This window comes from Streptomyces zhihengii (genome assembly GCF_016919245.1).
Lineage (GTDB): Bacteria > Actinomycetota > Actinomycetes > Streptomycetales > Streptomycetaceae > Streptomyces > Streptomyces zhihengii.
Genome location: NZ_JAFEJA010000001.1, coordinates 4,853,760 through 4,871,034 on the forward strand (window position 1 = coordinate 4,853,760; position 17,275 = coordinate 4,871,034).

General features: G+C 73.8%; 17 protein-coding genes. 11 read left to right on the forward strand and 6 right to left on the reverse strand.

The features are described 5' to 3' along the window. The first annotated feature begins 44 nt into the window (after positions 1-44). A complete protein-coding gene (locus tag JE024_RS20560; RefSeq protein WP_205374989.1) occupies positions 45-2,216 on the forward strand; it encodes an MMPL family transporter in 2,172 nt (723 codons plus the stop codon). A 295-nt stretch (positions 2,217-2,511) separates the two neighbouring features. Here JE024_RS20560 and JE024_RS20565 read toward each other — a convergent pair whose 3' ends face one another. Then, positions 2,512-2,946 (reverse strand): SsgA family sporulation/cell division regulator, encoded by a 435-nt coding sequence (locus tag JE024_RS20565; protein ID WP_244883005.1) that lies wholly within the window; start codon positions 2,944-2,946, stop codon positions 2,512-2,514. A gap of 198 nt (positions 2,947-3,144) precedes the next feature. On the opposite strand from JE024_RS20565, the gene JE024_RS20570 reads away from it, so the two are divergent. The 7 genes from JE024_RS20570 (at position 3,145) to JE024_RS20600 (ending at position 8,912) form a co-directional block, all read left to right on the forward strand. Then, positions 3,145-4,224 (forward strand): energy-coupling factor ABC transporter permease, encoded by a 1,080-nt coding sequence (locus tag JE024_RS20570; RefSeq protein ID WP_205374991.1) that lies wholly within the window; start codon positions 3,145-3,147, stop codon positions 4,222-4,224. Between the two features lies 1 nt (position 4,225). After that, positions 4,226-4,987, forward strand: coding sequence for a cobalt ECF transporter T component CbiQ (gene cbiQ, locus JE024_RS20575; RefSeq protein ID WP_205374992.1), 762 nt, complete (start codon positions 4,226-4,228; stop codon positions 4,985-4,987). Then, positions 4,975-5,763, forward strand: coding sequence for an energy-coupling factor ABC transporter ATP-binding protein (locus JE024_RS20580; protein WP_205374993.1), 789 nt, complete (start codon positions 4,975-4,977; stop codon positions 5,761-5,763). Before cbiQ ends, JE024_RS20580 begins: the two co-directional genes overlap by 13 nt. Beyond that, entirely contained in the window at positions 5,760-6,251 is a 492-nt protein-coding gene (locus JE024_RS20585; protein ID WP_205374994.1) for a MarR family winged helix-turn-helix transcriptional regulator, read from the forward strand. Before JE024_RS20580 ends, JE024_RS20585 begins: the two co-directional genes overlap by 4 nt. Positions 6,252-6,368: 117 nt before the next feature. Then, a complete protein-coding gene (locus JE024_RS20590) occupies positions 6,369-6,818 on the forward strand; it encodes an organic hydroperoxide resistance protein (protein WP_205374995.1) in 450 nt (149 codons plus the stop codon). Positions 6,819-6,921: 103 nt separating this feature from the next. Further along, complete coding sequence (locus JE024_RS20595) at positions 6,922-8,085, forward strand: serine hydrolase domain-containing protein (protein ID WP_244883197.1); 1,164 nt, start codon at positions 6,922-6,924, stop codon at positions 8,083-8,085. Beyond that, positions 8,082-8,912 (forward strand): SDR family NAD(P)-dependent oxidoreductase, encoded by an 831-nt coding sequence (locus JE024_RS20600; RefSeq protein WP_244883009.1) that lies wholly within the window; start codon positions 8,082-8,084, stop codon positions 8,910-8,912. Before JE024_RS20595 ends, JE024_RS20600 begins: the two co-directional genes overlap by 4 nt. Here JE024_RS20600 and JE024_RS20605 read toward each other — a convergent pair. From JE024_RS20605 to JE024_RS20620, 4 genes are all read right to left on the reverse strand, one after another. Then, positions 8,836-9,621 (reverse strand): DUF817 domain-containing protein, encoded by a 786-nt coding sequence (locus tag JE024_RS20605; RefSeq protein ID WP_244883010.1) that lies wholly within the window; start codon positions 9,619-9,621, stop codon positions 8,836-8,838. The two genes, JE024_RS20600 and JE024_RS20605, sit on opposite strands and share 77 nt — an antisense overlap. Positions 9,622-9,698: 77 nt before the next feature. Then, on the reverse strand, positions 9,699-10,550 hold the full coding sequence (locus JE024_RS20610; RefSeq protein ID WP_205374998.1) for an EamA family transporter: 852 nt from the start codon (positions 10,548-10,550) through the stop codon (positions 9,699-9,701). Then, the gene (locus JE024_RS20615) at positions 10,547-11,065 is read right to left on the reverse strand and encodes a YbaK/EbsC family protein (RefSeq protein WP_205374999.1); all 519 of its coding nucleotides are present in this window, start codon (positions 11,063-11,065) and stop codon (positions 10,547-10,549) included. The genes JE024_RS20610 and JE024_RS20615 overlap by 4 nt, the downstream gene beginning before the upstream one ends. Before the next feature lie 176 nt (positions 11,066-11,241). Beyond that, complete coding sequence (locus JE024_RS20620; protein ID WP_205375000.1) at positions 11,242-12,879, reverse strand: penicillin-binding transpeptidase domain-containing protein; 1,638 nt, start codon at positions 12,877-12,879, stop codon at positions 11,242-11,244. A gap of 238 nt (positions 12,880-13,117) precedes the next feature. Between JE024_RS20620 and JE024_RS20625 the strand changes: the two genes are divergently transcribed. Beyond that, positions 13,118-13,798: a hypothetical protein gene (locus JE024_RS20625; RefSeq protein WP_205375001.1), complete on the forward strand. Its 681-nt coding sequence runs from the start codon at positions 13,118-13,120 to the stop codon at positions 13,796-13,798. Positions 13,799-13,876: 78 nt separating this feature from the next. On the opposite strand, the gene JE024_RS20630 is transcribed toward JE024_RS20625, so the two are convergent. After that, positions 13,877-15,613: a dolichyl-phosphate-mannose--protein mannosyltransferase gene (locus tag JE024_RS20630; protein ID WP_205375002.1), complete on the reverse strand. Its 1,737-nt coding sequence runs from the start codon at positions 15,611-15,613 to the stop codon at positions 13,877-13,879. 53 nt (positions 15,614-15,666) lie between these two features. Here JE024_RS20630 and rsmI point away from each other — a divergent pair, with 53 nt between their 5' ends. Together rsmI and JE024_RS20640 are read left to right on the forward strand one after the other, a co-directional pair. Continuing rightward, the gene (rsmI, locus tag JE024_RS20635; RefSeq protein ID WP_205375003.1) at positions 15,667-16,563 is read left to right on the forward strand and encodes a 16S rRNA (cytidine(1402)-2'-O)-methyltransferase; all 897 of its coding nucleotides are present in this window, start codon (positions 15,667-15,669) and stop codon (positions 16,561-16,563) included. 252 nt (positions 16,564-16,815) lie between these two features. Continuing rightward, complete coding sequence (locus JE024_RS20640; RefSeq protein WP_205375004.1) at positions 16,816-17,253, forward strand: hypothetical protein; 438 nt, start codon at positions 16,816-16,818, stop codon at positions 17,251-17,253. The last annotated feature ends 22 nt before the right edge of the window (positions 17,254-17,275 follow it).

The following is a 17,275-nucleotide window of genomic DNA, read 5'->3' on the forward strand; positions in this document are numbered from 1 at the left end:
CGGCTCCCCCTGCCCTGTTCATCTCACACACGGGAGTAGCCCTCGTGGCCTCGTTCCTCTACAAGCTCGGCCGGCTGGCGTTCCGCCGCCGCCGACTCGTCGCCCTGCTGTGGGTGGCCCTGCTGGCACTCGCCGGTTTCGGCGCGGCGTCCGCGCCCACCGCCACCTCCTCGTCCTTCTCGATCCCCGGCACGGAGGCCCAGAAGGCCTTCGACCTGCTGGAGGAGAGGTTCCCCGGCGGCAGCGCCGACGGAGCCACCGCCCGCGTCGTCTTCAAGGCCCCGGCCGACGCGAAGATGACCGACGCCGAGCCGAAGGCCGTCGTCACCGACGCCATCACCGCGCTGAAGTCGGGCTCGGACCAGATCGCCTCGGTCAGCGACCCCTACACCGCGCAGGCCGTCTCGCAGGACGGCTCCACCGCCTATGTCTCGGTGACGTACAAGGTCAACTCCATGGAGCTGACCGACGCCACCCGGGACGCGCTGGAGAAGACCGGCGAGAGCGCGCAGAAGAGCGGGCTGACCGTCGAGATCGGCGGTGACGCCCTCCAAGCCATGCCCCACACCGGGGCGGGCGAGATCATCGGTGTGATCATCGCCGGCGTGGTGCTGGTCATCACCTTCGGTTCGCTCGTCGCCGCCGGTCTGCCGCTGCTCACGGCGATCATCGGCGTCGGCATCGGCATCTCCACCATCACCGCCCTGGCCAGCGTGCTGGACCTCGGCACCACCACGTCGACGCTGGCCATGATGATCGGCCTCGCCGTCGGCATCGACTACGCGCTCTTCATCGTCTCCCGCTACCGGGCCGAGCTGGCCGAGGGCCGGGAGCACGAGGAGGCCGCCGGACGCGCGGTCGGCACCGCGGGCTCCGCGGTCGTCTTCGCCGGTCTGACCGTCGTCATCGCCCTGGTGGGCCTCGCCGTCGTCAACATCCCGATGCTCAGCAAGATGGGCTTCGCCGCCGCCGGCACGGTCGTCATCGCGGTGCTCATCGCGCTGACGCTCATCCCCGCGCTCCTCGGCTTCGCCGGGAACAAGGTCCTCGGCCGCAAGGCGCGCAAGGGCCTGCCCGCCTCCGAGAAGCCGAACGCCGGCACCCGCTGGGCCCGCTTCGTGCTGCGCCGTCCGGTCACCGTGCTGCTCGTCGCGGTCGCGGGGCTCGCCGCCGTCGCCGTGCCCGCGGCGTCGCTCCAGGTCGGTCTGCCCGACGACGGCTCCCAGCCCGTGAGCACCACCCAGCGCCAGGCGTACGACCTGCTCTCCGACGGCTTCGGCCCCGGGTTCAACGGGCCGCTGATGGTCGTCGTGGACGGCGACAAGGCCGCGGCCGACCGCACCATCGAGATCGTCAAGGACCTGCCGGGCACGGCCGCCGTCACCCCGGCGACGCCCAACAAGGCCGGCGACACCTCGATGATCACGGTCATCCCGAAGGACCGGCCCTCCTCCGCGGCCACCGAGGACCTGGTCCACGACATCCGCGCCAAGAGCGGCGACGACGTCTACGTCACCGGCGCCACCGCGATGAACATCGACTTCTCGGAGAAGATGAACGACGCGCTGGTGCCCTACCTCGCGCTGGTCGTGGGCCTCGCCTTCCTGCTGCTGATGCTGGTCTTCCGCTCGATCCTGGTGCCCCTCAAGGCGGCGCTCGGCTTCCTGCTGTCGGTCGTCGCGGCGCTCGGCGCGGTCGTGGCCGTCTTCCAGTGGGGCTGGCTGGGCTCGGTCTTCGGCGTGGAGCAGACCGGTCCGATCATGTCGATGATGCCGATCTTCATGATCGGTGTGGTCTTCGGTCTGGCCATGGACTACGAGGTCTTCCTCGTGACGCGGATGCGGGAGGCGTACGTCCACGGCGAGCGGCCCGGCGAGGCGATCGTGACCGGCTTCCGGCACGGCGCCCGGGTGGTCTCCGCGGCGGCCGTCATCATGATCGCGGTCTTCGCCGGGTTCATCGGCTCCAGCGAGCAGATGGTCAAGATGATCGGCTTCGGCCTCGCGATCGCCGTCGTCTTCGACGCGTTCGTGGTCCGTATGGCGATCGTGCCCGCGGTGCTGGCCCTGCTCGGCCACAAGGCGTGGTGGCTGCCGCGCTGGCTGGACCGGATCCTGCCCAACGTGGACGTCGAGGGCGAGAAGCTGCACAAGCAGCTCGCCGACGAGCCCGGCAGCGGAGGGCCGGACGAGGACCGCGAACTGGTCCGCGTCTGATCACGGGCCGGGCCCCGCGCCCGGCCCCTCGGACCCGGGAGTCCCCGGCCGGCCGGCAGGCGGCCGGGGGCCGGTGCCCAGGCACCGGAGGAGCGAACTCCCGGACGCGCGACGGCACCGTGGGGACGGGGGCCGTCGCGCGGTGAAGGCCGCTCCGGCCGGGCATCGGCCCGGCCGGAGCGGCCTTTCGCCGTGGGGGCGCTCCGTGCGCACGGGGCGCGGCCACCGGGCGGGCGGGCCGCGCGAGGCCGCCGGGCCGCGCGGCCGGGTCGCCGGGCCGCGGCCTCGCCGGGCGTCAGGCGGTGGTGGCCGTGGGGGTGGTGGGTTCCGCCGCCGGGGCGGCCGCCGCGGGCGCGGCCGTCGCGGGGCCGCCGCCGGGGGCGGTGGCAGCGGTGGGGGCGGTTCCGGGGGCGGTGGCGGCCACCGCGTAGGTGTGGCGGAGGAAGCGGAGCAGGGTCTTCGCCTCGAACTGCACCACGGCGACCCCGTCGCGGGTGTGGAACTCGACCACCGCCTGCACCCGGCCGCAGGGCCAGACCTCTATGTCGCCCCGCCTGACCGGCGCCTTCAGGCCCGTCTCCAGGAGTTCACGGGGGAAGGTCCACTCCCGGCCGCTGGGGAAGGAGAAGCAGACGGAGGCGGGGTCCTCGGTGGGGTCGTAGCGGAGCGAGACGCGGACGGGGCGGTACTGGGGAGCGTCGGTGACGATTCGACCTCGTGCGTTTTCCATGACGGCGGGGGACATCGGCCGGCTCCTCACACTCGTCTGCTTTGTCATCTAATGTCCCATATTTCCGATAGAACGCCCGTTCACCTCCGCTCCGGCGGCCGAGGCCGACCGCACCTGTGACCCATGCGCTCTTGCAAGCACTTCGCAAGAGGGCTCTATCATTGGCCGGTTATTCGTCTGTCCGAAGCGAGGCTTCCCATGCATGTGCCCGATGGATTCATCGACGCACCCGTCTCCGTGGCCGCCGGGGTCGTGGCCGCGGGCGCGGTCGCCGTCAGCCTGCGCGGCGCCCGGCGCGAGCTGGGCGGCACGGACGCCGGCCCGGCCGGCGCCGAGCGCACCGCGCCCCTCGCCGGGCTCGTCGCGGCCTTCGTCTTCGCCGTGCAGATGCTCAATTTCCCGGTGGCCGCCGGGACCAGCGGCCACCTCCTCGGCGGGGCGCTCGCGGCGATCCTCGTCGGGCCGTACACCGGGGTGCTCTGCATAGCCGTGGTGCTGCTGATGCAGGGCGTCCTCTTCGCCGACGGCGGGCTGACCGCCCTCGGGGTGAACATCACGGTGATGGGCGTCGTCACCGTCGTCGTCGCGTACGCCCTCTTCCGGGGACTGGTCACGGTCCTGCCGAGGACCCGGCGGTCCGTCACCGCGGCCTCCTTCGTCGCGGCGCTGGTCTCCGTGCCCGCGTCGGCCGCCGCGTTCACGCTGCTCTACGCGATCGGGGGCGTCACCGAGGTCCCGATCGGCTCGGTCCTCACCGCCATGGTCGGCGTGCACGTCCTCATCGGCATCGGCGAGGCCGCGATCACCGCGCTGACCGTCGGCGCCGTGCTCGCCGTGCGCCCGGACCTGGTCCACGGGGCCCGGGGGCTGTCGGCACCGCTGAAGCTGCGCGTCGGCGGGGAGCTGGTCGACGCCCCCGCCGCCGAGCCCGCCCCCGCCCGGCCCCGCTCGTCCCGGGCGGTGTGGGCGGGCGGTCTGATCGCCTCGCTGGTGCTGGCCGGCTTCGTCTCCTTCTACGCCTCCGCCAGCCCGGACGGCCTGGAGAAGGTGGCCTCCGACAAGGGCTTCGACCGGTCCGTCGAGGAGCACGCGGCCGCGGACTCGCCGCTCGCCGACTACGGCGTGGAGAGCGTCTCCGACGCGCGGATCTCCGGCGGCCTCGCCGGGGTGATCGGCGTCGGCGCCACCGTGGCCCTGGGCAGCGGGATCTTCTACGTCGTCCGCCGCCGCAGGGCGGCGGACGACCACCGGAGCACCTCCGCCGGGAGCTCCGCCTGACATGGGCGCGGGACACGCGCACCGGCTCTACCGGCACGGCCGCTCGCCCGTGCACACCCTGCCGGCGCACTGCAAGCTGATCGCCGTCCTGTGCTTCGTGCTGATCGTGGTCTCCACCCCGCGCGAGGCGGTCTGGGCCTTCGGCGTCTACGCCGTGCTGCTCGCCGGGGTGACCGCGGCGGCCCGGATCCCCGCCGGCTTCGTGCTGAAGCGGCTGCTGGTGGAGATCCCGTTCGTCGCCTTCGCGCTGCTGATGCCCTTCGTCGTGCCGGGGGAGCGGACCGAGGTGCTCGGCGTCGCGCTGAGCGTCCCCGGGCTGTGGGGCGCGTGGAACATCCTGGCCAAGGGCACCCTCGGCGTCGCCGCCTCCGTGCTGCTCGCCTCGACCACCGAGCTGCGTTCGCTGCTGCTCGGCCTCCAGCGGCTGCGGCTGCCGTCGCTGCTCGTGCAGATCGCCTCGTTCATGATCCGCTACGGGGACGTGATCGCCGACGAGATGCGCCGGATGTCCGTCGCCCGGCGGTCCCGGGGCTTCGAGGCCCGCGGGGTGCGGCACTGGGGCGTGCTCGCCAAGTCCGCGGGCGCCCTCTTCATCCGCTCCTACGAGCGGGGCGAGCGGGTCCACCTGGCGATGGTCAGCCGGGGCTACACCGGGACGATGCCCGTCCTGGAGGACGTACGGGCCACCCGTGCCCAGTGGACGTACGCCGCCGCACTGCCCGTGGCCGCCCTCGCGGTCTGTCTGCTGGGATGGAACCTGTGACCGGTACCGACGCACCCCGAACCCCCGCTCCGCCCTCGCTCGACGTGCGCGGCCTCGCCTACGCCTACCCCGACGGGCACCAGGCCCTGTTCGGGGTCGACCTCACCGTCGGGCGCGGGGAACGGGTGGCGCTGCTCGGCCCCAACGGCGCCGGGAAGACGACGCTGGTGCTCCACCTCAACGGCATCCTCACCGGCGGCGTCGGCACCGTCACCGTCGCCGGGCTGCCCGTGGCCAGGGCGAACCTCGCCGAGATCCGCCGCCGGGTCGGCATCGTCTTCCAGGACCCGGACGACCAGCTCTTCATGCCGACCGTCCGCGAGGACGTCGCCTTCGGCCCCGCCGCCGGCGGACTGCGCGGCCCGGCCCTCCAGGAGCGGGTCCTCGCGGCGCTGCGGCAGGTCGGGATGGAGGAGTTCGCCGACCGGCCGCCGCACCACCTCTCCTTCGGGCAGCGGCGCCGGGTGGCGGTCGCGACGGTGCTCGCCATGGAGCCGGAGATCCTGGTGCTGGACGAGCCCTCGTCCAACCTGGACCCGGCGTCGCGCCGGGAACTCGCCGACATCCTGCGCGCCCTGGACGTCACCGTCCTGATGGTCACCCACGACCTGCCGTACGCGCTGGAGCTGTGCCCGCGCTCGGTGATCCTCAGCGAGGGGGTCATCGCCGCCGACGGCGGGACGCAGGACCTGCTGAGCGACGACGCCCTGATGCGGACCCACCGGCTGGAGCTGCCCTTCGGCTTCGACCCCTCGTCCGTGACAATGGGCGCGTGAACGACGACCACACCGCCGCCCCGGCGTCGCTGCTCATCGACGACCAGCTCTGCTTCGCGCTGTACGCGGCCCAGCGCGCGGTGACCGCGGCCTACCGCCCGCTGCTCGCGGACCTGGGGCTGACCTATCCCCAGTACCTGACGATGCTGGTGCTGTGGGAGCGCGGCGAGGTGCCCGTCAAGGAGCTGGCCGCCGCGCTGCGGCTGGACTACGGCACCGTCTCGCCGCTGCTCAAGCGGCTGGAGTCGGCCGGTCTGGTGCGCCGTGAGCGTTCGGCGGCGGACGAGCGCTCGGTGCTGCTGCTGCTCACCGAGGAGGGCGCGGCCCTGCGGGAGCGGGCCCGGCGGGTGCCCGAGGAGCTGATGCGCAGCACCGGTCTGGACGCGCCGGAGGTCGCCCGGCTGCGGGACGAGCTGCACCGGCTGGCCCGGACGGCCTCCTCGCCGGAGGACCGGCGGGCCGCCGAGGCGGGCACTACCCCCGGGTAACACCCGGGCGGGGCTCGGATACATTGTGGGCGATGCAGTTTCGCGGCGCGCCACCCATCGCGGCGCACCGCCCTCATGCCGCACCACCCTTCGCGGCGCACCACCCGGGGAACGCACATGATCGACGACACCGAGCCCGCCGACACCCGGCCCACCAGGATCGTGTACGTGGCGGAGGCCACCGCGCACGGCGGCCGCGAGGGCTGGGTCACCAGCCAGGACGGGCAGCTCGACCTCCGGCTGGCCATGCCGCCCGCCTTCGGCGGCGACGGCGCGGGCACCAACCCGGAGCAGCTCTTCGCCGCCGGGTACAGCGCCTGCTTCCACAACGCCCTGGTGATCGTCGGCCGCCGGGCCGGCCTCGACCTGAGCGGCTCCACCGTCGCCGCCAAGGTCGGCATCGGCCCCAACGACGCCCGGGGCTACGGCCTGGCCGTCGCGCTCAGCGTCTCCCTCCCGCTGGTGGACCAGGACCTCGCGGCGCGGCTGGTCTCCGCCGCGCACCAGGTCTGCCCGTACTCCAACGCCACCCGCGACAACATCGACGTCTCCATCGTGCTGAGCTGAGGGCCGGCCGGGTCGCGGGGCCGGGCCGGGGCCACCCGCGGTCATCCTGGTCCGGACCACGTTGCACCATGGGGGGATGGACGGCGGCGAAGGAGCACCTGTGGTGGATGTGCGGGGCACGGTGGCGGACGGCTTCGAAGCGGTCGCGGACGCCTTCGTGCGCAACTTCGAGCAGCGCGGCGAACGCGGCGCGGCCGTCGCCGTCTACCGGGACGGGCGCAAGGTCGTCGACCTGTGGGCCGGCACCCGGGACGTCGACGGGACGGAACCGTGGGCCGTGGACACGGCCCAGGTCGTGCGCTCGGCGACCAAGGGCGTGGCCGCGGCCGTCGTCCTGCTGCTCCACCAGCGCGGCCAGATCGACCTGGACGCCCCCGTCGGCACGTACTGGCCCGAGTTCAAGGCGGCCGGCAAGGAGCGCGTCCTCGTCCGCCATGTGCTCGCCCACCGCGCCGGACTCCCCGTGCTGGACCGGCCGCTGACCCCCGCCGAGGCGGCCGACGGGGTCAGCGGCGCCGCCGCCGTCGCCGCCCAGGCACCCGCCTGGGCGCCGGGCACCGACCACGGCTACCACGCGCAGACGTACAGCTGGCTGCTGGCCGAACTCGTCAAGAGGGTCAGCGGACGCACCATCGGCCGCTGGGTCGCCGAGGAGATCGCCCGCCCGCTCGGCCTCGACTTCTGGCTGGGCATACCCGCCGACGAGGCCCACCGGGCCGGCCGCATCGGGCCCGTCGCCGAACCGGAGCCGGCCGAGGGCGGCGGGCTGCGGCTGCGGCCCAAGCGCTCCGTCTCCGAGGCGTACCGCGATCCCGGATCGCTGACCCGGCGCGCCTTCGGCGCCATCGACCCGCTCCCCGACGAGAACGACCCCGCCTACCGCGCCGCCGAACTCCCCGCCTCCGGCGGCATCTCGACCGCCCGCGCCCTCGCCCGCTTCTACGCCGCCACCATCGGCGACGTCGACGGCGGCAGCCGGCTGTTCGCCCCCGCGACGCTCACCCTGGCCCGCACCGAGGAGTCGGCCGGCCCCGACCGGGTGCTGGTGGTCTCCACCCGGTACGGGCTCGGCTTCATGCTGCACGGCCCGGCGGCGCCGCTGCTCGGGCCCGGCTCCTTCGGCCACCCGGGCCGCGGCGGCTCGCTGGGCTTCGCCGACCCCGAGTCCGGGATCGCGCTCGGCTACACGACGAACGGCATGCGCAAGGGAGTCACCGCCGACCCCCGTGCGCAGGCGCTGATCCGCGCGGTACGTTCCAGCCTGTGACGGACGAGGCGGAAGTGCGGGCGGGGCGGTTCGAGGGCCACGGGGTGCTGATCACCGGGGCGGCGCGCGGCATCGGCGCGGCGACCGCCCGCCGGCTGGCGGCCGAGGGCGCCCGGGTGCTGGTCACCGACATCGACGCGGACGCGGCCGCCGCGACGGCCGGGTCCGTCCCGGGGGCGCTGGCGCTGCGCTGCGACGTCGCCGACCGCGCCTCGGTCGAGGCGGCCGTCGCGTACGCCGTCGAACGGTTCGGCACCCTCGACGTCCTCGTCAACAACGCGCTCTCCGCCACCCCCGACGCCCCGCGGTTCGAGGAGCAGCCCGACGACGGCTGGTCGCGCGACCTGGACATCTGCCTGACCGGCGCCATGCGGTGCGCCCGGGCCGCGCTCGGACATCTGGCGGCCGGCGGCCGGGGCGCGATCGTCAACATCGGCTCCGTCAACGCCGAGCAGTCCTTCGGCGGTCACGCCTACAGCGCCGCCAAGGCCGGACTCGCCTCGCTCACCCGCACCCTCGCGGCGGAGGCCGCCCCGCGAGGCGTCCGCGTCAACCAGATCAACCCCGGCACCATCCGCACCCGGGCCTGGGAGGGCCGCGAGGAGATGCTGGAGCACCTGCGCGGGGTCTATCCGCTCGGCCGGGTCGGCGAGCCGGAGGACATCGCCGCCGCCGTCGCCTTCCTCGCCTCCCGGGACGCCGCCTGGATCACCGGCACCACCCTGCGCGTCGACGGCGGGCTGCTGGCCGTCAACACGGGCTTCCGCCCGCCGCGGGATGCCGCGGCCCCGAGCGCCCCGTCGACGCCGCCGCCAGCACGAACGTGACCGAGATCAGCAGCGCCCACGCCCCGAACTTGGCCACCGACACCGGCTGCCAGCCGTCGAGCTGGTCCGGATAGCTCCAGGCGCCCGCCCAGGTCGCAGCGTTCTCGGCGACCCACAGGAAGAAGCCGATCAGCACGAACGACAGCGCCAGCGGCATCCGGTGGTCGCGGGCCCCCACCCGGAAGCGCACCCAGGTCCCGGCCGTGGCCGCCAGCAGCAGCGCGGCCAGCGGCCAGCGGGCGTCCGGCAGCCAGTGGTGGCTGAAGAAGTTCACGTAGACCGCGCCCGCCAGGACCGCCATCACCCGGGGCCGGTATCCCGTCAGCCGCAGGTCGAACAGACGCCACGCACGGCAGATGTAGCTGGCCACGGCCGCGTACAGGAAGCCCCCGTAGAGCGGCACGCCCCCGATCTTCGTCAGCGCCTCCTCGGGGTAACTCCACGAGCCCATCCGCACCTTGACCAGCTCGAAGAGCAGGCCGATGGCATGGGCGCCGGCGATCACGGCGAGGTCCCGCGGGCTGTCCCAGCCGGCCTTCCAGGCGACGGCGGTGAGCACGGCGCCGTAGAGGAGCAGCAGGTCGTAGCGGGCGACGGGCAGTTCGGGCAGCAGATTCGAGACGGCGATGCCGCAGACCAGCGCGACGGCGAAGGCGCAGCAGCGCGCCTCCAGCACCGCGAACCGCAGCAACTGACGTGTCCCGTCCATGAGCGTCCCCATGGGGAGGGGGACGCCGCGGCGGCGGCGGCGGTTCGCCCCGCGCCGCGGGCACCGGCTCGTGCGGATCACCCCGCCTTGAGCATCAGCCCGATGCCGACGACCATCAGGCCCGCGGCGATCACCCGGGGAGCGCCGAAGCGCTCCTTGAACAGCAGCGCGCCGATCGCCGCGCCCGCGATGATCGACGACTCGCGCAGCGCCGCCACCGGCGCCAGCGGCGCACGCGTCTGCGCCCACAGCACCAGGCCGTACGCGGCGATCGACATGGCCGCTCCGAGCAGCCCGCGCGCCGCGTGCGGGCGCAACTGGGCGAGCAGCGCGCCCCGGCGCGTGGCGACGGCGTACGCGGGGATCAGCACGCCCTCCAGGATCATCAGCCAGGCGATGTAGCCGATCGGGGTGCCCGAGGCGCGCACCCCCACCCCGTCCACCACCGTGTACGCGGCGATCGACACCCCGGTCGCCAGCGCGGCCACCAGGGCCGCCCAGTGCGGGCGCCTGCCCGAGCCCCGGATGCCCCACAGCGCCACCCCGACCAGCCCCGCGGAGGCGATGGCCACGCCCGCGAGCTGCCAGCCGCCGATGTGCTCGCCGACGAACAGCGCCGCCGCGACCGTCACCACCAGCGGGGCCGTGCCCCGGGCGATCGGATACATCTGGCCGAAGTCGCCGAGGCTGAACGACCGCATCAGCAGCGCCTGGTAGCCGACGTGCAGCAGCGCCGAGACGACCAGGTACGGCCACGCCCCGGCCGCGGGCAGCGGGGCGAAGCAGGCCATCACGGCGCCCATCACGGCCGCCCCGCCCGCGATCAGGGTGAAGGCGACGAGCTGGTCCTTGATCCGGTGGGCCAGCGCGTTCCAGCCGGCGTGGGTGACCGCGGCCACCAGCACGGCGGCCACGACCAGGGGCGTCACGCCGTGCGCTCGCGGACGTCCACGACGGTCGCGCCCGCGTGGGCGATCAGGGCCTGGGGGTCGAGCGGGAAGACGGTGTGGGGCGTGCCGGCCGCCGCCCACACCACCGCGTGGTCCAGCAGCCCCCGGTCGGCGAGCACCCGGCTGCGGGTCAGGTGGCCGAACGGCGGGACGCCGCCGATGGCGTAGCCGGTGGTCGCGCGGACCGTGTCCGCGCCCGCCCGCTTCACCGCGGCGGCGCCCAGCTCCTGGCGGACCCGCTCGACGTCGACCCGGGACGAGCCGTCCACCAGGACCACCACCGGCTCGCCCGGCCCGTCGTCCCCGGCGTCCGCCGCCCGGACCTCGAAGACCAGCGACTTGACGATCTCGGCGACGTCGCAGCCGATCGCGTCGGCCGCCTGCTGGGCGGTCCGGGTGGCGTCCGGGAAGCGGCGCACCGGGACGGTGAGACCGAGCGCGCGCAGGGCGTCGGCGAAACGGGGGTGGGCGTCCGCTGTGTCGTGGGTGCTCATGGCCCGCACGCTAGCGGTAGGTGTACGGGCCACGCGAATCTGTTTCGGGACCCGGTCACCCGGCACGCGCGGCCGGCGCCGGGACCGGTGCCGGGTTGGGCGCCGGGTCGGCCGCTTCGGTGGGCGGGCCCCGTCGTCGGTCGCCCGTGCCGGTGGCCGGCGCGGGCGACCGTGCCTCAGCGGGCGTTGAGGACGCGCGCCACGACATCGCCGCCGGAGTCGCCGCCGTGCCCGCCGGAGTCCACGACGGCCGCCGCCGCCAGGTCCCCGGCGTATGCGGTGAACCAGGCGTTGGAGTCGCCCTGGCCGTCGACCTCGGCCGAGCCGGTCTTGGCGCCCTTGGCACCGCCGACCGAGGCCATCGCCCGCGCCCCGGTGCCCTCGCCCGTCGCGGCGGCGGCCATGAGCTGCCGCAGGGTGGCGGCCATGGTGCCCGGGAGCTGCCGGGTGGGGGCGAGGGTGCGGTCGTCGAGCGACTGCGGGACGATCACCGGCTGCCGGAAGGCGCCGCCCTTCACGGTGGCGGCGATCGAGGCCATGTTGAGGGCGTTCATCTGGATCTTGCCCTGGCCGATGTAGGAGGCGGCCGTCTCCGCGCCCGAGGACGCCGGGACGGAGCCGTCCCAGGTCTTGACGCCCGTCTGCCACTCCTCACCGATGCCGAAGTACTTCTTCGCCGTCTCGCCGAGGGCGGTGCCGGCGTCCGTGCCGAGGGGCTTGACGGGCTTGATGAAGGTGGTGTTGCAGGAGTGGGCGAAGGCCCGCTGGAAGCTCGGCGTCCCGAGGTCGAAGTCCTTCAGGTTGTGGAACTCGCGCTCCCAGGTGACCGTCGCCGGGCACTCGACCTTCGAGCCGGGGCCGCTGACCAGCCCCTTGTCGATCATCATCGCGGCCGTGACGATCTTCATGGTGGAGCCGGGCGCCTGGGCGCCGCCGAAGGCGGTGTTGAAGCCGGCCGCCGGGTTGTTGGCCACGGCCCGTATGCGGCCGGTGCTGGGCTCGACGGCCACCACGGACGCCTTGTCGTACCGCTTGACCGCATTCTCCGCGGCGGCCTGCACGCCCGCGTCGAGGTAGGTCTGCAGCGTCCCCTCCTTGCCCTTCGTCAGGGTGAGCAGGGTCTTGTCGGGCACCGTCCTGTCGGCCGAGGTGATCGCCAGCTCGACCCCCGCGACGCCGCCCGCCTTCGCGCCGTACTTCTGCCGCAGTTCGGCCAGGACGCCCTTCAGCGAGGGGAACTTCTCCTCGGTCAGCTCGACGCCGTCCTTGTCGACCGCCTTGATGGGCGGCGCGGACGCCTCCGAGGTCACCAGCGAGGTGCCCTCGGTGAGTTCGGGATGGATCACCGAGGGCTGCCAGTCCACCAGCGGCCGGCCCGTGGTGAGCCCGCGGACCACGGTCAGCGACGAGGAGTACGCGAGGGGCTTGGACGCCCCCGCGTACTCCACGGTCGCCCGCACGGTGAACGGCACCTTCGCGCCCACCGCCTCGCCCGGCTCGATCACCGCCTCGGTGACGTGGGCCGTCGCGCCGTAGCCGGTGATCAGCGGTTCGGCCGCCGCCGCGTTGTTGGTGAGCTGGGCGGCGGTCGGGCCGTCGCCCGAGGCCCAGGCCGCCAGGAAGTCCGCGGCCGTCTTCTCGATCTCCTCCGCGTCGGGCGGACCGGTCTTCTTCGGCGCGGACTGCGTGGAGACGCCGCCCCCGTCGTCCCCGCCCGTCATCCCGTTCCAGAGGTTCCATCCCCCGTACCCCACACCCGTCGCCACGACGGCGAACACACCGCCGACGACGGCCACTTTCGCACCGCTGCGCATGACCGCAGCCCCCTCCCCAGAGTGCACGCGCTTTCCATGAACGTGTTCAAATGCGCGAGTCATCAGCACCCTACGGGACGTGAGTGACGTGCGGGCCGGCGTTTCCCGGACCGTGACCGTGAGCTGACGACCCGTGGGACACGCCCGGCGCACCCCGGGGAACCATGAGGTGTCCATGCCGCGTCCCCGAGCGTGCGCGGTCCGGCGCCGCGCTCCCGCCCCGACGAGGAGATCCGGCATGACCAACCCGTACGCGCAGCAGCCTCCGCAGCCACAACCGCAGCCGCCGGCCCCCCGGCGCTCCGGGGGGTGCCTCCAAGGGGTGGTCTCCCTCGCGGTGATCCTCGGCCTCGGCTACGGGGCCTCGCAGGTCTTCGGCGACGACGACTCCTCGTCGTCGAAGCCCTCCTCCTCCTCGTCGTCCGCCTCGGACGGGCAGGGCGGCTCCTGGAAGGTCGGCGACTGCGGCGGCCCGGACCCGGAGAACCGTCCCGACGGCTACCGCGCCTTCGACTGCGACGACTCCGGCGCGACCTTCAAGGCGCTGGAGATCCAGGACGCGAGCATCCTGCCCGACTCCGTCCAGTGCCCGGCCGGCACCGACCTGATCATCCAGGTCTCCATCTCCTACGGTTCCTCGAACAAGGGCGGCGGCATCCCCACCAACACGGTCTGCGGCCGCAACCTGGCCGGCGAGCACCCCGGCGACGCGGGTGCCGGCGGCGGCCAGCTCGTCAAGGGCGACTGCGTCACCTCGACCGCGCAGGAGGTCGCCTGCGCCTCCGGCGGCGCGGGCACCTACAAGGTGCTCGACCTCGTCAAGGGCAAGGAGAACTGCCCGGCGGGCACCACCGAGCCGATGGAGCTGCTGATGGCCATCGGTCGCCCCTACGACACCATCTGCGCCGGCAAGGCCTGAGCCGGACCGGGCGGCGGCGGCCCTCAGGACGGCGCGGGGCCCGGCACCTCACCGGTGCCGGGCCCCGCGCCGTGCGCGCTACACCCAGGTGTCGAGCCACATCCGGTTGCGCCACTCGTCCATCGGGATCGGCTGGCCGGTATAGATCGGATAGAAGTAGATGAAGTTCCACACGATCAGCAGCACCAGCACACCCGCGCCGATGGCGCCCACCGCGCGGCGGCGTTCGTCGGAGCCCGGTGGGCCGAGGATCGCGCCGATCATCATGGCGACGGCCAGGCAGAGGAACGGCACGAACACCACCGCGTAGAACAGGAAGATCGTGCGCTCCTGGTAGTGCAGCCACGGGGCCCAGCCCGCCAGGAAGGCGCACAGGATGGCGCCCGCGCGCCAGTCGCGGCGGAACAGCCAGCGCCAGGCCACGTAGAGCAGGGCGAAGCAGGCGGCCCACCACAGCAGCGGGGTGCCGAGCGCCAGGACCTCGGCCGCGCACTTGTCGGCCGTGCCCGCGGGGCAGCCGCCGGTGCCCGCGGACGGGTCCTCGTAGAAGTACGAGACCGGGCGGCCGACCACGAGCCAGCTCCACGGGTTGGACTCGTAGGTGTGGCCGTCCGTGAGCCCCACATGGAACGTGTAGACCTGCGACTCGTAGTGCCACAGGCTGCGCAGCCAGTCCGGGAACAGCCAGTTCCAGGCGCTGTCCCGCCCGGGGCCGGTGCTCGCCCACTGGCGGTGGTAGCCCTTGTCGGTGACGATCCAGCCCGTCCAGGACAGCACATAGGTGGCCAGCGCGACCGGGACGGTGGAGACGAACGCGGGCACCAGGTCGTGCCGCAGCACCGCCTGGTACGGGCGGACCGCGCCCGCGGTGCGCCGGGTGCCGACGTCCCACAGCACGCTCATCACACAGAACGCGGCCATCACGAACAGGCCGTTCCACTTGGTGCCGGCCGCCAGGCCGAGCATCACGCCCGCCGTCAGCCGCCACGGCCGCCAGCCGAAGCGCAGCGAGGCAGCGATGCCCGCGTCGGGCCGCAGCACCCCGCCGGGGTCCTCGGGCAGCGCGGCGGCCATCCGCCGGCGGGTCCAGTCGCGGTCCAGCAGCAGCGCCCCGAACGCGGCCAGCACGAAGAACATCAGCACCAGGTCGAGCAGTGCCGTGCGGCTCATCACGAAGTGCAGCCCGTCCACGGCCAGCAGGAGGCCCGCGAGACACCCGAGGAACGTGGAGCGGAACAGCCGGCGCCCGATGCGGCACAGCATCAGCACCGACAGGGTGCCGAGCACGGCCACCATGAACCGCCAACCGAACGGCGTGAAGTCGAACATCTTCTCGCCGAGGCCGATGACCCACTTGCCGACCGGCGGATGCACCACGTACCCGGGATCGACGGGCGGCGCCACGGCCGAGCCGTCCACCAGGATCCGCTTGTCGACGTCCTTGGGCCAACTGCCCTCGTACCCCTGGTTGATGAGCGCCCAGGCGTCCTTCGCGTAGTACGTCTCGTCGAATATCACCGCGTGCGGCTTGCCCAGGTTCCAGAACCGCAGCAGCCCCGCGACGAGCGCCACGAGCAGCGGACCGCCCCAGGCGGAGAGCCGCAGCAGGACGTCCGCGTCGGCGCGCCGGATGCCGAGCACCGGCCACAGTCCGCCGGAGGGACGGGTGTAGGGCGGCACGAGGCGTTCGCGCAGGCCGATCACCGGCCGGGGCGTGTAGCCGAACCGGCGCAGGCGCTGGAGCCGGCCGGGCGGCTGCGGCGGGGCTTCCTTGCCCTCGGAGCCCTCGTAGGTGGGAGGCGCGGTACTGGTCACCGCGCCATCGTAGGGAACACGGCTGTGCGAGTGGTGCCGCCCGCCCTGGGAGGATGGGGTTTGTGACTGGAACACCCGGAACGCTCGTCCTCGCAGGCACCCCCATCGGCGACGTCGCGGACGCGCCGCCCCGGCTCGCGGCGGAGCTGGCGGACGCCGACATCGTCGCCGCCGAAGACACCCGGCGGCTGCGCCGCCTCACCCAGGCCCTCGGCGTGCACATCGGCGGGCGCGTCGTGTCCTACTTCGAGGGCAACGAGTCCGCCCGCACGCCCGAACTCGTCGAGGCCCTCGCCGGCGGCGCCCGGGTGCTGCTGGTCACCGACGCCGGGATGCCGTCCGTCTCCGACCCCGGCTACCGGCTGGTCGCGGCGGCGGTCGAGCAGGACATCAAGGTCACCGCCGTCCCCGGGCCCTCCGCCGTGCTCACCGCGCTCGCGCTCTCCGGGCTCCCCGTGGACCGCTTCTGCTTCGAGGGCTTCCTGCCCCGCAAGGCCGGCGAGCGCCTCGCCCGGCTGCGCGAGGTCGGACAGGAACGGCGCACCCTGGTCTACTTCGAGGCCCCGCACCGGCTCGACGACACCCTCGCCGCGATGGCCGAGGTCTTCGGCGCCGACCGGCGCGCCGCCGTGTGCCGAGAGCTGACCAAGACCTACGAGGAGGTCAAGCGCGGCGGCCTCGGCGACCTCGCGGTCTGGGCCGCCGACGGCGTGCGCGGCGAGATCACCGTCGTCGTCGAGGGCGCCCCCGAGGCCGGCCCCGCCGAGCTGGACGCGGCGGAACTGGTGCGCAGGGTGCGGGTGCGCGAGGAGGCGGGCGAGCGGCGCAAGGAGGCCATCGCGGCGGTCGCCGCCGACACCGGCCTGCCCAAGCGGGAGGTCTTCGACGCCGTCGTCGCGGCGAAGCACGCGGAGAGCGCCGGGAAGGCGGCGGGCGCCGCGGGACGGTAGCCGGGGCGGGCCCGGCGGGACGGTGGCCGCGGGACGGCAGCCGGGGCGGGCCGGTGGCCGAGGAGGGCCCGGCGGGACGGTGGCCGCGGCGGGCCCCCCGGCTCGGTAAAGGACTATCGTGAAAAGCAAAGCGCAGACCGCGTCCCGGCCCGTTTGTGCATGGGATTGCCCAAGCCCGCACCATTAATCGACATGCGCTGATGCGCTCCCGCCGAAACGGGCGTCCACTGGAATCGGTGGAGAGGAGCTGGCATGAGTGAGATCACCGACGCCGCGAAAGTCCATGAGGCGTACGCCTTCGCCTGCATGCGCTGCGGGTACGGCTGGGAACAGTCCTACGAGATCGAGCACCACACCGACAACCGGGGCAAGGAATTCGTCGTCTACACGGCGGACGGAAAGCGGGTCCCGTCCCCGCTGTCGAGCCCGACCTGCCTCAACTGCGGCGGCCACGTCGTGCGGATCATGCGCGCGGGGCAGGTCTCCTCGGTGCTGGGCCTGATGGCGCAGAGCACGTCCCACGGCCGGCACCGCAGGAAGTCCGGCGACCACGGGCCCGAGCGGACGGGCCGGGCGGCGGACGGCGGCGACGGCGACCCCGGCGGCTCGACGCGGGCAGACGAGACCCCCGCCGAACCGCACCACTGGCACCTGTCCGACCTCCTGCGTCCTTTCCACCACCGCAAGTGAGCGGAGCCCGGGGCGCCTCGTA

Coding starts and splice junctions, on each gene's coding strand:
- JE024_RS20565 (WP_244883005.1), bottom strand. CDS start 2,946: ATGGAAAACGCACGAGGTCGAATCGTCACCGACGCTCCCCAGTACCGC.
- JE024_RS20570 (WP_205374991.1), top strand. CDS start 3,145: ATGCATGTGCCCGATGGATTCATCGACGCACCCGTCTCCGTGGCCGCC.
- cbiQ (WP_205374992.1), top strand. CDS start 4,226: ATGGGCGCGGGACACGCGCACCGGCTCTACCGGCACGGCCGCTCGCCC.
- JE024_RS20580 (WP_205374993.1), top strand. CDS start 4,975: ATGGAACCTGTGACCGGTACCGACGCACCCCGAACCCCCGCTCCGCCC.
- JE024_RS20590 (WP_205374995.1), top strand. CDS start 6,369: ATGATCGACGACACCGAGCCCGCCGACACCCGGCCCACCAGGATCGTG.
- JE024_RS20605 (WP_244883010.1), bottom strand. CDS start 9,621: ATGGACGGGACACGTCAGTTGCTGCGGTTCGCGGTGCTGGAGGCGCGC.
- JE024_RS20615 (WP_205374999.1), bottom strand. CDS start 11,065: ATGAGCACCCACGACACAGCGGACGCCCACCCCCGTTTCGCCGACGCC.
- JE024_RS20620 (WP_205375000.1), bottom strand. CDS start 12,879: ATGCGCAGCGGTGCGAAAGTGGCCGTCGTCGGCGGTGTGTTCGCCGTC.
- JE024_RS20625 (WP_205375001.1), top strand. CDS start 13,118: ATGACCAACCCGTACGCGCAGCAGCCTCCGCAGCCACAACCGCAGCCG.
- rsmI (WP_205375003.1), top strand. CDS start 15,667: ATGGGGTTTGTGACTGGAACACCCGGAACGCTCGTCCTCGCAGGCACC.
- JE024_RS20640 (WP_205375004.1), top strand. CDS start 16,816: ATGAGTGAGATCACCGACGCCGCGAAAGTCCATGAGGCGTACGCCTTC.